Origin of the sequence: Thalassotalea nanhaiensis (genome assembly GCF_031583575.1) — a bacterium.
Classification (GTDB): Bacteria; Pseudomonadota; Gammaproteobacteria; order Enterobacterales; family Alteromonadaceae; genus Thalassotalea_A; species Thalassotalea_A nanhaiensis.
This window is the reverse complement of sequence record NZ_CP134146.1, coordinates 1,276,535-1,290,339: the sequence shown is the minus strand read 5'-3', so window position 1 is coordinate 1,290,339 and position 13,805 is coordinate 1,276,535. Positions and strand designations below refer to the sequence as shown.

The following is a 13,805-nucleotide window of genomic DNA, read 5'->3' as shown; positions in this document are numbered from 1 at the left end:
TAATCAAAATATAGAAAAAAACCAATGAAAAACATTGTTCTAGCAGTATCAATATGTACAGCGTCGTTCTCCACTTTAGCAAATACTGAAAAATTAAATGAACAAACAGAAACTCACTTTTATGCTGGAGCATTACTCAGCCAAAGCATTCATTCCAGCGACAGTTTTGATGAGCTAAATTTCTCCACTGCTATCGCCCGGTTTGGCTACAGCTTTACCACTAACATGGCAATAGAGGCGCGAGTAGGAGCAAGCATGGATGAAGACGAGGTAAATGGCGTATCAAAAAATGTAGATAGCCTTGCTGGTATTTATGCGGTAGGTACAATGCCGATCACTAAAAAGTTTTCGTTTTATGGCTTAATTGGGGTGTCATCTGTAGAAGTAACCAGTACTTACGGTGATTCTGAAAGTAGTGATACTTTAACAGCTGCAAGCTTAGGTGCTGGTGTTGCGTATAACATTTCAGACAGCCTAGCAATAAACCTAGAAGCGGTAGACTATGTAGATGAAAAGCACAGTAAATACGGCGCAGTAAGTGCAGGTGTAAGCTATAGATTTTAATTAAAATCTGCTTGAGTTTGAATGAGAAATTATTCGACCTAAAATAAAATCTGGCCCATTGGCCAGATTATTTAAATCTTTCTAATATTATCGACCTACTTCTGGCGCTGTAAGTACTCAAGATCACAAATGTCATCTGAAGGGGTGAACCCTGTAGGAGCCTTCAATAAAATATCCCGAATTTTAACTTGGTCAAAATCAGCACAAGCACAGTGTAAATCATCAATCATCACAGATAATTCATCCCACGGTAAAAACACTTCTGATGCGGTCATAATACGTTCATTACCCGTAACACCTACATCTTCACCTATAAGTAGCTCTTCGTACAGTTTTTCACCTGGGCGTAAACCCGTTTCAACTATTTCAATATCACCATCAGGGTTACCTTCATGTTTTAAATGCAGACCAGATAAATGTATAAGCTTGCTGGCTAAATCGTAAATCCTTACCGGTCTTCCCATATCTAAAACAAACACATCGCCGCCCATGCCCATAGCGCCAGCTTGAATTACAAGTTGTGCGGCTTCTGGAATGGTCATGAAGTAACGAGTAATGTCTTTATGAGTTAAGGTAATTGGCCCGCCCTTGGATATTTGTTTTTTAAACAACGGTACTACTGAGCCAGAAGAGCCCAGTACATTGCCAAATCGTACCATGCAAAAACGGGTTGAGTGCTCGCCTTTATCGGCAAGAGCCTGCAAACAAAGCTCTGCCATACGTTTCGTTGTTCCCATTACATTGGTAGGTCTTACTGCTTTATCGGTAGAAATTAACACAAAGGTTTCAACCTTCGTATTAATTGCCGCCTGCGCACAACGTAAAGTACCTAAAATATTATTACGTACCCCTTCAATAACATTATGCTCAACTAATGGTACGTGCTTATAAGCAGCGGCATGATAAATAGTTTGTACTTTAAAAGAGTCCATTACTTTTTCTAACTGTTTTTGTTTGCTAACAGAGCCTAATAGCGGGTAAAGCTTTATAGCTGAGCTATTATCTTTAAGGTAAATTTCAAGCTCCCTATGAATTGAATACAGGGCAAATTCAGTAAGTTCGAATAATATTAAAGCTGTTGGATTTTGCTCTACAATTTGGCGACAAAGCTCTGAGCCAATAGAGCCACCCGATCCGGTAACCATAACCACTTTATTCTGAATGTCTGCATTCATCAAATCATAATTTGGCGGCACAGGATCGCGACCTAACAAATCATCGATTGATACTTCGACAAAATCATCAATTTTGGCTTTACCAGAAACCAAATCTGACATTCCCGGTATTACCAACACTTCCAATTTCGTTTTTTCAAGGGTATTTAAAATTCGAGAACGAGCCGTTTTACTGGCCGAAGGTAATGCAAGCAAAATACGGGTAACATTATACTTCTTAATAACGTTGTCTATATCTTTAGCCGACCTCACTCGTAAACCATTAATAGATAAATTTTGCAGGCCTTTATCGTCATCAATTAATGCGACAGGATCATACTCTCTGCCATTTCTTAACGCATTAATCAGTTGTATTCCAGCTGAGCCGGCACCGTAGATAAGTACTTTAGTCATGTGGCTACTGTTGCGACGACTTGCCCAACTGCGAATAACAAAACGGCTACCACCTATAAAAACAAGTAGAAATGCACCATAAATAATAGGAATAGAGCGAGGAACAAGTGCATCAAACATTAATGCACCTAAGGCAAGAACAGCCGATGAGACAAAAACACTTAAACAGACGGCGGCAATAGCTCGTGAATTTAAAAAACGAATTACCGCACGATATAAACCCAACACAATATTGGTAATAATAGACATGGTGATAACCAGAGCTAGTAAATACCAATAATCAGTATCGTAAAACTCAAGTCTGGTATCCAGGCGCAAAAACATTGCAAACCAAAACGCATAAATAATGGCTAATGTATCAATAACAATGCTTATCAAGCGTTTTATTGGTCGTGAAAAATAAAAAATTCTATCCATTGAACATATCTTATACTTCTGTATTTAGCTTATTCTAGCAGCTAGCGTTATCATTAAATGAAAACTAATATTCAATGATAACAAAGTTGAATTTTAATGCTAACAATATATTCGTTTCATTATGTTAAAAAAAATTATCACCATCGAAATAGCCTACTGGTATTTAAGCTTTTTTGTGGAACCGTCAAATAAACACACTCATATTGATACAAATCACAATAGTTTAATTAAATTATAAAGTAGGAATGAATTGATGGAGCTCAATAAGAAAATTTTAGTTCTGATATAGTAAAGTCTTCGACACTTTCTAAGCGCACAAACAATGCAAACCAAAAAAGTGATACTATAAAAAAAGCATCTACAGCAATGCTAATTAACCGTTTTACCTATCTAGATAATGAAAACATTCTGTCCATAAAAAACTTGAAGAGTTAATAAGTAAAGGTATTTAACACAAAATAAATACTAGAATTGTGCTTTTGAAAATACTTCTTTAATAGTTAATATCGTCTTTTCCATCTCGCTTTCAGTTAAAGTTGGATGTACTAAAAACATCAAGCTAGTATCACCTAGCTCACGTGCAACAGGCAATCTAACCTCAGGTCTAAAACCAGTGTTATCAAATGCTTTTTCTAAGTACACTTCAGAACATGAACCTTGCATACAAGGCACACCTAAAGCATTTATTTCAGAAACAATGCGATCTCTATCCCAACCTGAACCAAGCAACTCAGGACGAACAAATACATAATACTTATAATTAGCATGTTCCATGTATTCGGGTACCGTAGGTACTCGTATACATGAAAACTCAGAACAAGCTGACGCGATCATATCTGCATAATTACTACGTAAAGCAAACCACCCTGGCATACGGCGTATTTGAATACGGCCAACAGCCGATTGCATTTCAGTTAAACGCCAGTTTGTACCAAATGATTCATGTAACCAACGAAAGCCTTGTGGGTGTGATTTTTCATACACTCTAGCATAAGACTTGCCATGATCTTTATAAGACCACATCATTCGCCATAGCAGCTCATCATTAGTAGTTACCATGCCACCTTCACCCCCGGTAGTCATGATTTTATCCTGACAGAATGACCAACAACCAACATGACCAATAGAGCCAACGGATTTTCCTTTATATTTGGCACCATGCGCCTGTGCACAATCTTCGATAACCTTTAAGTTATGTACATCAGCAATAGCCATTAATTCATCCATTTCACATGGAAGGCCAACTAAATGGACAGCAATAATTGCTTTAGTATTCTCAGTCAAAACATCATTAACAGTATCTGCTGTAATATTTTGAGAGTTAGCATCAACATCGGCAAATACAGGACGAGCGCCTGCAGTAACAATTGAAGAGGCTGAAGCTAAGAAAGTACGAGAAGTTACAATAACTTCATCTGTGTCACTACCACCATTACGGGCACCGATACCTAACGCAACAAGCGCTATATCAAGAGCAAGTGTGCCGTTACCTAAAGCAATGGCATATTCACAATCAGTAAAAGTCGAAAATTCTTTTTCGAATTCACGCCCTTCTTGCCCAGTCCAGTAATTAACTTTATTTGATAATAAAACTTCAGATACTTTATCGGCTTCTTCTTGAGTAAAAGATGGCCATGGAGAGAATTTTGTATTTAACATAAATGGATTCTAATTAAGGCAGAACAATATAAATTGCTCTTGCATATTTTTAAATAGGTTTAGCAGGGCAACCTGCTACTTTAGTATTTACAGGAACATCATTAATAACCGCGCTACCTGCGCCAATCATTGAACCAGCCCCTAGCTTTAATTGTTGAATTACCGAGCTACCAATACCTACCCAAGTTAGTTCGCCTACAAACACTTCACCAGCAAGTGCGACGTTAGGGCAAATATGAGCAAAAGCCGATATTTGGCAATCATGATCGACAGCGGCATTGGTATTGATTATTGCCCCATCACCAATAGATGAGCCGATATTGATACACGCATTACCAACAATTAATATGCCTTTGCCTAACTTAATCGATGAATGAACAGAGGCAGTAGTTGAGATCAAATTAGCAATATTAAAACCTGCAGCGACTAATTCATTTTGAATTCGTTCACGTATTTCACAATTACCTATTGCAACAAAAGAAAAATCAAATTGTTCAATCCGAGCAATTAAATCTTTTTTAGTACCAATAATAGGCCATTTACCACAAGTACCAACCTCAGGAAACGCATCATCAAAAAACACGACTGTATAGCCAAGTTCTTCAGCTATGCTTGCGCATACTTTACCGTGCCCACCACCACCAATTAATGCAATTTGTTTCTTACTATTATTCATTATTCACTTTGATTATTGTTACCGGTAAACCTACTCATGGTTACTTCACCATCAGCAGAAATACCTTCTTTAACGAATACCTTTTTAATAGTTAAAAATAATATTTTAATATCTAACCATAAACTTTGATTATCTACATACCAAACATCTAATTTAAATTTATCTTCCCATGATAACGCATTACGACCATTAACCTGTGCCCAACCAGTAATACCAGGTCGTACTTCATGACGACGAGCTTGTTCTGAACTATACAAAGGTAAATACTCTACAAGTAATGGGCGAGGACCAACCAAACTCATATCGCCCTTAAGTACATTCCAAAGCCCCGGTAACTCATCCAAGCTAGAAGCTCGAAGCTTTTCACCAAATGGCGTTAAGCGCTCAGAGTCTGGTAATTCATTTCCAGACTCATCAACAGCATCTCGCATTGAGCGAAACTTAGTCATTTCAAAAATATCACCATTAAAACCTGGACGCTTTTGACGAAATAGAACTGGTTTACCCAAATTCTTACTTATTTTCCAGGCAACTAATAAAATAACTGGGGACAATAGAACTAAAGCAAAAAATGAAACAATAATATCGAGTGGACGCTTAAACATTAGTTCGCCTATTATCTCTTATTTCACTGCTATAAAAATCCACAAATTCTTTCACAATAATTGGTTCTGAAAACTTAGATTCAACCCTCTTTAGTCCATTTATACTAAATGAATGAAGTCTTTCCCTATCTGTAATTAATTTAACCATATTACTGTAAATTGATTGTACATTTTTGACTTGATGCAATACACCTGAATACCCATCCTCAATAGCATCAGATAATCCATAAATATTAGAGGCTAAAGTTGGTAATCCACATGCAGCAGCTTCAATAACAACATTGCCAAAACCTTCACGGTGACTAGGTAGGCATAGTAAATCAGCCATAGAAAAATAATGATTTATATTACTTGAAAATCCGCAAAAAATTACATTTGGAGTATCATTTAACGCAGGTAAAAGGTTCTCTTCATCCACTCCAACTATAACTAAGGTAGCCTCATATTTCTGTATAAGTTTTTTAAAAGCAGCTAAAAGTTCCGGAACACCTTTTTCTTTCTTTAATCGACCAGCAAATAAGAAAACAAACTGCTCACATGATAAACCTAACTTTTCTCTTAACGCGTATCGTTCTTCAACTGAATGCTGAAATTTAGTTAAATTTACTCCTGATATTGAGCCTTCGCCTAATACTTTACTCTTGTGTTCTTTAATGATTTTATTCTTTAATAAAAAGTCTTTTTGAGAAGGGCTATCAACCAAGGTATAAGTTGCGAGATTTGCTATTAACTTATCAAATAATTTAAGTACTTCTCTTTTCCATCCTTTTTGAGTCGCCCAAACTTGGCCAGTAAATGTATGAAACCGAAATTTTGCGCCTGAAAAATAACTAGCTAGTTGCCCAATCAAACCAGCTTTAGGAGTAAAAGTATGCACAATATTTATTTTATTATCTCTTAAAATTTTATTAAGTTTAAACAAAACAATCAAATCTTTAATCGGATTAGGATTTCTCTCCAACTCCAACGGATGCATAATAATATTCTTAGAAAACAATTCATTCATTTCTTGCGCATTAAAATTTGCAATAACATGAACTTGATACTCTTTTTCAAGAGCATTAATAAATGGTAAAATAAACGCTTTAAATGTAGCTGGTGATGAAGCAATAAGTCCTACTTTTATCATTGATTCGTAACCTTATGTAAATTAATTAGCCAAATCACTTATATATAACCCCTCTAAAGATAAGTTTTAACAAAAGCGCTTTTTTAGCTCCTAAAAGTTTTTTTGAAAAATCGAAAATAAACTGTGGTAATTTAGGTACAGGGATAGCCCTTCGATTTGAAAAGTCGCTAAGAGTTTTATGATTAGATAAAATCTCATCTGAATAATCTGAGTGTTTTATTTTATAAATTAGTTTTTCAATTAAAATTTTTCTTTCAATATACGATATATTCCCTTGAAATTTAAAACATTTTAACAATGGTATTTTATTAAATAATCGTTCAAATTTATCAATAGCACTTCTACCATTGTTTGAATAAATCGAAGCAGGGTAAACACCGCCAACTTGAATAGTATTCTCACAACTTTTACTTTTTACAATTGTATCAAAAGCATTTTTAGTTCGACCATACTCACAAATAAAATTCCTAGAAGAATTTAAATTGCAAATATCATTCACAACCCAACCAAATACTGCGAGAGAACTCAAATAGAGAAAGTTGCATCCATGTTGTTCACATAAATCCAATAGCATTGAAGGTAGCTCAATATTAAGTTGATTCATTTTATTCAAGTGCCGTGTTTCACCTGAAATATAAAGCATTGTTTCCGCACCATTAAATTCTTTTAATATTTCTTCATTATTAATTAAATCAGAAGCATCATATGCGTTTATTGAAAATTCACTATGTTTGCCAAGTGCACTAATTGTATCTTTGAAAAATGTTCCTTGATTACCAACTATCAATATCTTTTTAAATTCCACGGAAAGCTTTCCTTTTATTTAATATTTTTTCGCTTTGCGATATAAAATAGAAGATTAAAAATAGAAACATAGGCATAAACATCCATTTCTGTCTCATTGCAATTCCTAAGTTAGCCGTCGTCAAAGAGAGCATTAATAGTACGACCAATGCATAAACACCAATAAATGCTAAATTATATTTCAACAAGCTTTCATATTTTATTTTTCTTGTTGCAACACACTTAAACGCACCGTAAATAAAGAAAAGTAATAGAATCACATTATCAATAGATGAAATTAAAGAAGTAATACTATGAGCTTCATATGGTAATGGACGAAACATATAAGTAAATACTTTTCCTGGCAAAGACATATTTTGAATATCTACAGCACCTCCTCCGGATAAGTTATAACTCTGTCGCTTTTCGATATAACTTTGAAGTGAATTTGCAGTTACATCATCTCCGAGTCCTGCATACTTTAGAGCAAAAGGTAATACGACGACGGATGAAATTAATGAAATAATAAACATACCTATCCTTACTTTTTGGCCTAAACTTCTATCAATTAAAGTCGAAAATGCTATAGCTAGCACCATTACTGCGGCAACATGCGGCCTAACAAGAAGCATGAAAAAAATAGCTCCCCCCATAGTTACCTTTCGGCGCTTTAAATCTAACGCAGACCAAAGAGCTAGACTTACTGATAAAAATGACATCGCATCTTTGCCTATTGCAGCAGACCAAAAACTAATCGAAGGCAAAAAGATGATAATAATAGATAATCGAGTGATAAATTTATTATTTGAAATATTTACTTGCTTTAGGGAGCTATAAAAAAACAGCAGTCCTATGCTACCCAAAATATTAAAAAAAAGAAAACATGCTAAATAAGAAAAATTCAGTACCACTAATATACAAGTAATTGAGGATACTGAATTTGTCCCAAATTCAAAAGAACAGTTTCCGTTAACCGCGGCACTAAAATAAGCAATAGAATCTGCGGGACTTTTTAATGTATATATTAAAAACACCAGACAAAATAAGGTATGCCATACATATAATAAAAGCCCCATTTTCGTAGACACTTTGGTTTTTCTAGCAAAAAAGACAGCCAAGCCTCCTCCACCAATAAATGTTACTAAGGCAACGAATAACTGGGATATAGAATCAACGACAGACATTAATTATTTGACGATAAAATAAAGTGATAGAACTCTAAATGCTCTTGAGCAGAGTAATTTATATCGAATACTTCGATGTTACTTTGGGATGACTCTCCTTGCGACTCCCTAGTTTTTTTGTCCTCAATTAATTGAATTAAAGCACTAGCTAATGCGTCTGGCTTATCAGGCTCGACAACTTGTCCACCTTTCGTTCTTTCTATAACTTCTTTACATCCTCCCACATCTGTCACAATCGCAGGTAAGCCTGTGATCTGTGCTTCAATTAATGCTATAGGTAACCCTTCCCAAGCCGAAGACATAATAAAAATATCAGAATCATGCATTAATTTAGGAATGTCGGTTCTATTTCCTAATAAATAGACAACCTCACTCAAGTTGAATTCTTTTATTTTGTTTTTAATTAACTGTTTTATCTCTGGGTAACCTTCACCAGCAATCGAAACCTTGAATCTATACTTAGTTTTTTCATTAACAATATTGATAGCGTCAAGTAATAAGGGGTAATTTTTTTGTTCCTGTAGTCGCCCGACCGCAAGAACTTCAACTACATCAAAATCATTTTTTTGCTTTTTATAGTCCTTTAATATGAGCCTATTTTGATCAACAGAGTTATATATTGTTTTCAATGGTTTTTCTTTGGGCAAGTATGACTTTAAGTAATTAGTACAAACTTCAGAAATACCTATAAATCCCTTGCATGCATTCATCAACATGCGAAACAAAACCTCATTTGTGTCAATCACAGTATTGTGATGAGTATAAACGAGAGGGATTTTTCGAGCATAAAGAAAAGAATATATCACCCCTGATAATAAATGGGAGTGTATAATGTCGGGTTTAAAATATTGTATAGCTCTTTTGAAAGATTTAGCTCCAATAATTAGGTTTCGGCGACCTCCACTTTTTAAAAAGTAAAATGGTATATCTTCATTACCTAAATATTCTATGAAACTTTTTTGGTATTCAGGGCTTCGATTAACTTCTTCAGAGGTTGATATAAATAGCAAAGCAACATTTTGCCCCTTCACCTTTAGATTTGATATGAGGTCTTTTACATAAACCTCAGCGCCTCCAGCAGAAGGTGAAGATAAAATATGTAAAACACGTATATTTTTTTCAAAACTCATAGTTAAATAGCTCTATATCTTTTTTATATTTAGTTCTTATAATCTCGATCATTTCATCATCTACGTATGCGTCTCTATAATTGCTCATGCTTTCAGTTTTGTTGGAATGGGAAACCTCTATTTCCATACCTAGCTTTCTCTGAACAACTTCCATATCAGAATCTAAATTTTCAACCTTTCCAATAAAATCAACCAATAAGTCACCAGCGTCGTCATATAAAAATCTAAATTGAGGTTGAAAAACAAAGTCGATTTCCAGAGGGTCCTTATATTTCAACCAAGTTTTGACAAAAGATTCAAAAGAATCAAATTCAGTTATCCTATATTGTTCAGGAGATCTGATCCCCATTGATTCCGTCTTTTCAACTTTGGCAAATTTGTACGCAGATAGAGCTCTCGCCCAAGGGTTCCTCACAAAAGAAAACTTATAACAATTTGAAAATAGTGTAGGAAACTTATCTTTAATTTCTAAAGCACTATAATGGTCTAGAGTTTTACCATATAAAGCTAAATTAATACTTGTGCCTGCTGCTTTAGGTACATGAATAAATATACAATTTGCTTTATTCCAATATCTGTATCGTCGATAAATATTAATTTTAAATTTGAGGTTATGAATAAAGTTATTCATCTTTTACTATTTAGTCCTGTAATTTATTTCAGTTTAAGGCATTCAATTAGCTAAATGCCACTTGTGAGCTTTGTCATTTAAAGTAAATTCTTAAAAGTTAAATCCATAATTATTAACGCTTTATACCTACAATAATTATTCATCCCTTGCAGGCATAATTAATATAGGAAACACTGGTTAACTTTAATAATTTATGACTTACTCAAGTTACCACCCTATATCACAATCTAAATTAAAGCTCACCATTGACAAAGCAGCATTTACTTTAAGTAGAATATTTGGTAGGTAATTGATTAGTGATTTAATTTTCTTTTAACTTCCATGGCAAATTCCTTACTTGACAGAAAAGTCAACTGATTAACTTCAGGCTTAGCATTTAAATTTTTAAGAACCAAAGAAGAGAACTCTTTAATCTCTCTGTTCTTTGCAATACATTTACTTGGTAGCATTTCTTTAATCGCTCCAGGAACGTCTATTGCAACGACAGATGTATTTAAGGCTAAAGCTTGATTTACAACATTAGGGTAACCTTCAAAGTGGGACGATAACACTAAAAGGTTTGAATTTTTTATATATGGAAACGGGTTACTTACAAATCCCATAAGTTTTACTAATTCTTCTAGTTTATATTCGTTTATTAACGCCTCCAAAGCCCCTCTCTCCTCTCCTTCCCCTATAATCAACAAATTTATGAATTTATTCTGAGATTTTAAAAAATTAATCATTTTTATTAGAAATCCAAAATCCTTTACTTTGTGCAACCTTCCAACAGCCGAAACTATAGGGTAGTCGTTGCTAAACAAAATATTGTCAACACTTTCTTTAGAGCGCAGAGTTATTTCATTTATATCTATCGGATTATTAATTACAGAAATTTTTTTAGAGTCTATTTTTAAATATTCTTCCATATCCTTTTTAACATATTCACAAGTTGCAACCGTTAAGTTTGAATACGAATATGCAATTTTAGTTGCATATTTCAACAACAGGCCTTTAAGATTTCTAGGAATATTTTTAGATGGAGTACTCCCTTCTCGCACAACGACTTGTACGCGTGTTTTAAAAGATAGTTTTACGGCTATAAAAACAATAAAACATAGGTAATTTTGCGAACAAAAAACAATTTCAGGCTGAGTTTTCCTTATCACTTTAATCAATTCCAATAGATTGGCTGATGCTCTGTCACTTGTCCCTGTTAAAACTTTGATATGTCTATTCAACTCTGTTTTATATGCGCCGGTATCCTTTAATGCATATAACGATACAAAGTCCCCACAGTCAAAAAAACCATTAGAGACATCAACAGCAACTCTTTCAGCCCCACCACCTCCCAAACTCGACGTAACCACTAAAACTTTTGACATATTATCTCTTTTCTAATTTCATTAGTATCAAATAAAAACTTTCTCTATAAAAGTTAGCACGTTGAGTTTTCTCATCTATTACTCGACTCTGATTAACTTGTAACTTATTTTAATAATTCTTTATGATGAGGCAAAGCAAGCACATTTACCTGATATTTTTAAATACCGCTTCCTCATACTTCTTTAATTTTCTTAACTGGACTACCTACAAAAACCCCATTAGACTCTAATGGTTTAGTTACTAATGAAGAAGCTCCAATAACTGTGCTATCAGGAGTTATAGTACCATCTAATAGAGTAACATTAGTCCCAATCCAATTATTTTCGCCTATAGTTATCCCAATTTTGCTAGTACCTTGGTCCTTAATTAATTTATTCCTATCCGAAAAAATATGGTTGCTGGATATTATTGATGTATGTGACCCAATTCGAGTATTTGCACCTATGAACAGGCCGCCAGCGCCATTTAAAAAGCTAAACGCATTGATACTAACATTATTTCCAATACTTACTTTACCGTGATAACACCTTATCATCACATTTGCACCGATATATGCATTATCACCAACATCCAAACTCCCCCCTTTTTCTACTACAATTGTACTATTTGCATCGAAACGAACATTCTTTCCTAGCCTTATATCTCCATATATTTGAAAGTCCACATTGTGACTAACCTCTTTCATCCTGGACTTAAACAGCCAATTATAAAAAATAGTTCTAAAAAGGTTTTTACATTTTTTACAATAACGAAAAAAAGTAATCATATTATTCATTCTAAATCTCCTATTTTTATATATTCAGAACTTCATTAAAGAGAATTTCAAGCCAACTTTTTCTCTAACACAATACCAACAATAATAATTTGTAATAAATAGAGTAGAAGAATACATTATTGCAGCTCCTATACTCCCTAAATTTGAAACTAATAGTATCCCTATTAGAATAGCTAACGTTGACGAAATCATATTTGCATTTCTATAATATTTTTCGTTCCCTGTCATTACCAAAATATTCGCGACAGGACCGAAAAATGAATTTAAAACTTGCCCTAAAATAACAACGATTAAAACAGCAGCGGCTCCTTCAAAGTCATTTCCAAATATAGACAGAATATAGTTTGGAATAATTAGGGTTATGATAAAAATGGGGAGAGTGATTAAAATTAATATAGAGATTGTTTTAGATACCAAAGACTCTAGCTCTTCTACCTTCCCCTTTGCAAACATTACAGCTATTTGAGGTGATATGAACCTATTCATGGCATCGATAACTAACCCTATTATTCCTGCAACTCGAGTGCATACAGCAAAGAACGCAACGTCTGACGGGGTAAACCAAAAAGCTAAATAAAGTATCGCTGCATTATTAGATATTTGAAAGAATACTTTGCTAATAGCGATAGGCATACTTGAGGATATGATTTTTTTATAAGATACTCTTCCTTGGCCCCCAACTTTTCTTAATTTAGCCCAGTAGTAGATGGACAAACAGCAAACTATAACGTTGGAAATGATGAAATAACTTGAGGCCATCTCTGCTGACTTGGGGTTATCATAAAAAAAAAGCAATAATAATATTAAATTTAAAGCAGGGCCAGTCAAAGCAAAAGATAAAGAAACTCTATTTAAACCTTGGATTGCATATCCAATTATTTGTGATACAGCCCAGAAAGGCAATGCAATTGAGAATAAAATTAAAATATTTTGGTAAACTATATCTTCAAATATGACAATTGAAATTAACGAGGAACCTATAAATATAGATATTGACAAACTAGTACATAATATACTGCTCAGAATAATACTTTTATAAACCGCCTTATTAGCAACAGAATAGTCACTTTTCGAGTAATTTACTGATACCAACTTAAGAACCGTATTGGTCAACCCCATGGTTCCAATAGTCAATCCTACCGTAAATAAAGAGAATACAGTAAAGTAATACCCACTTTGGATGCTTCCCAGTTCATTAGTAAGGATCGAAAGTACTATTATTCCTAAAACACTTCCACCACCTTTAATTAAGAAGGATTTCCCTCCTCCTGTTAGTAGTGACTTAAACTGTTTGTCCTTTATTATCCAAAGCATAAAAA

At 34.1% G+C, this 13,805-nt stretch carries 13 protein-coding genes; 1 reads left to right on the top strand and 12 read right to left on the bottom strand.

Features of this window, described 5'->3' with window-relative positions; translation table 11 throughout:
- Positions 1-24 precede the first annotated feature (24 nt).
- On the top strand, positions 25-564 hold the full coding sequence (locus tag RI845_RS05800; RefSeq protein ID WP_348388803.1) for a porin family protein: 540 nt from the start codon (positions 25-27) through the stop codon (positions 562-564).
- Between the two features lie 95 nt (positions 565-659).
- Here RI845_RS05800 and RI845_RS05795 read toward each other — a convergent pair whose 3' ends face one another.
- From RI845_RS05795 to RI845_RS05740, 12 genes are all read right to left on the bottom strand, one after another.
- The gene (locus RI845_RS05795) at positions 660-2,549 is read right to left on the bottom strand and encodes a polysaccharide biosynthesis protein (protein ID WP_348388802.1); all 1,890 of its coding nucleotides are present in this window, start codon (positions 2,547-2,549) and stop codon (positions 660-662) included.
- Between the two features lie 465 nt (positions 2,550-3,014).
- Positions 3,015-4,208 carry a DegT/DnrJ/EryC1/StrS family aminotransferase gene (locus RI845_RS05790; protein WP_348388801.1) on the bottom strand — a complete coding sequence of 398 codons (1,194 nt, stop codon included), beginning with the start codon at positions 4,206-4,208 and terminating at the stop codon, positions 3,015-3,017.
- A gap of 49 nt (positions 4,209-4,257) precedes the next feature.
- On the bottom strand, positions 4,258-4,884 hold the full coding sequence (locus RI845_RS05785) for an acetyltransferase (protein WP_348388800.1): 627 nt from the start codon (positions 4,882-4,884) through the stop codon (positions 4,258-4,260).
- Positions 4,884-5,489 (bottom strand): sugar transferase, encoded by a 606-nt coding sequence (locus tag RI845_RS05780; protein ID WP_348388799.1) that lies wholly within the window; start codon positions 5,487-5,489, stop codon positions 4,884-4,886. The genes RI845_RS05785 and RI845_RS05780 overlap by 1 nt, the downstream gene beginning before the upstream one ends.
- Positions 5,482-6,618: a glycosyltransferase family 4 protein gene (locus tag RI845_RS05775; RefSeq protein ID WP_348388798.1), complete on the bottom strand. Its 1,137-nt coding sequence runs from the start codon at positions 6,616-6,618 to the stop codon at positions 5,482-5,484. Before RI845_RS05775 ends, RI845_RS05780 begins: the two co-directional genes overlap by 8 nt.
- A 34-nt stretch (positions 6,619-6,652) precedes the next feature.
- A complete protein-coding gene (locus tag RI845_RS05770) occupies positions 6,653-7,423 on the bottom strand; it encodes an NAD-dependent epimerase/dehydratase family protein (protein WP_348388797.1) in 771 nt (256 codons plus the stop codon).
- Complete coding sequence (locus tag RI845_RS05765; RefSeq protein WP_348388796.1) at positions 7,413-8,585, bottom strand: hypothetical protein; 1,173 nt, start codon at positions 8,583-8,585, stop codon at positions 7,413-7,415. The genes RI845_RS05770 and RI845_RS05765 overlap by 11 nt, the downstream gene beginning before the upstream one ends.
- Positions 8,585-9,715, bottom strand: a complete 1,131-nt coding sequence (locus tag RI845_RS05760; RefSeq protein ID WP_348388795.1) for a glycosyltransferase family 4 protein — start codon at positions 9,713-9,715, stop codon at positions 8,585-8,587. Before RI845_RS05760 ends, RI845_RS05765 begins: the two co-directional genes overlap by 1 nt.
- Positions 9,705-10,346: a sulfotransferase family 2 domain-containing protein gene (locus RI845_RS05755; RefSeq protein ID WP_348388794.1), complete on the bottom strand. Its 642-nt coding sequence runs from the start codon at positions 10,344-10,346 to the stop codon at positions 9,705-9,707. Before RI845_RS05755 ends, RI845_RS05760 begins: the two co-directional genes overlap by 11 nt.
- A 293-nt stretch (positions 10,347-10,639) precedes the next feature.
- The gene (locus RI845_RS05750) at positions 10,640-11,710 is read right to left on the bottom strand and encodes a glycosyltransferase (RefSeq protein ID WP_348388793.1); all 1,071 of its coding nucleotides are present in this window, start codon (positions 11,708-11,710) and stop codon (positions 10,640-10,642) included.
- Positions 11,711-11,883: 173 nt separating this feature from the next.
- On the bottom strand, positions 11,884-12,486 hold the full coding sequence (locus RI845_RS05745; RefSeq protein WP_348388792.1) for an acyltransferase: 603 nt from the start codon (positions 12,484-12,486) through the stop codon (positions 11,884-11,886).
- Between the two features lie 24 nt (positions 12,487-12,510).
- The gene (locus RI845_RS05740) at positions 12,511-13,800 is read right to left on the bottom strand and encodes an MATE family efflux transporter (RefSeq protein ID WP_348388791.1); all 1,290 of its coding nucleotides are present in this window, start codon (positions 13,798-13,800) and stop codon (positions 12,511-12,513) included.
- Between the last annotated feature and the right edge of the window lie 5 nt (positions 13,801-13,805).

Excerpts from the sequence above, each read along its gene's own strand:
- RI845_RS05800 (WP_348388803.1), top strand. The coding sequence starts at position 25 with ATGAAAAACATTGTTCTAGCAGTATCAATATGTACAGCGTCGTTCTCC.
- RI845_RS05795 (WP_348388802.1), bottom strand. The coding sequence starts at position 2,549 with ATGGATAGAATTTTTTATTTTTCACGACCAATAAAACGCTTGATAAGC.
- RI845_RS05790 (WP_348388801.1), bottom strand. The coding sequence starts at position 4,208 with ATGTTAAATACAAAATTCTCTCCATGGCCATCTTTTACTCAAGAAGAA.
- RI845_RS05785 (WP_348388800.1), bottom strand. The coding sequence starts at position 4,884 with ATGAATAATAGTAAGAAACAAATTGCATTAATTGGTGGTGGTGGGCAC.
- RI845_RS05780 (WP_348388799.1), bottom strand. The coding sequence starts at position 5,489 with ATGTTTAAGCGTCCACTCGATATTATTGTTTCATTTTTTGCTTTAGTT.
- RI845_RS05775 (WP_348388798.1), bottom strand. The coding sequence starts at position 6,618 with ATGATAAAAGTAGGACTTATTGCTTCATCACCAGCTACATTTAAAGCG.
- RI845_RS05765 (WP_348388796.1), bottom strand. The coding sequence starts at position 8,585 with ATGTCTGTCGTTGATTCTATATCCCAGTTATTCGTTGCCTTAGTAACA.
- RI845_RS05760 (WP_348388795.1), bottom strand. The coding sequence starts at position 9,715 with ATGAGTTTTGAAAAAAATATACGTGTTTTACATATTTTATCTTCACCT.
- RI845_RS05755 (WP_348388794.1), bottom strand. The coding sequence starts at position 10,346 with ATGAATAACTTTATTCATAACCTCAAATTTAAAATTAATATTTATCGA.
- RI845_RS05750 (WP_348388793.1), bottom strand. The coding sequence starts at position 11,710 with ATGTCAAAAGTTTTAGTGGTTACGTCGAGTTTGGGAGGTGGTGGGGCT.
- RI845_RS05745 (WP_348388792.1), bottom strand. The coding sequence starts at position 12,486 with ATGAATAATATGATTACTTTTTTTCGTTATTGTAAAAAATGTAAAAAC.
- RI845_RS05740 (WP_348388791.1), bottom strand. The coding sequence starts at position 13,800 with ATGCTTTGGATAATAAAGGACAAACAGTTTAAGTCACTACTAACAGGA.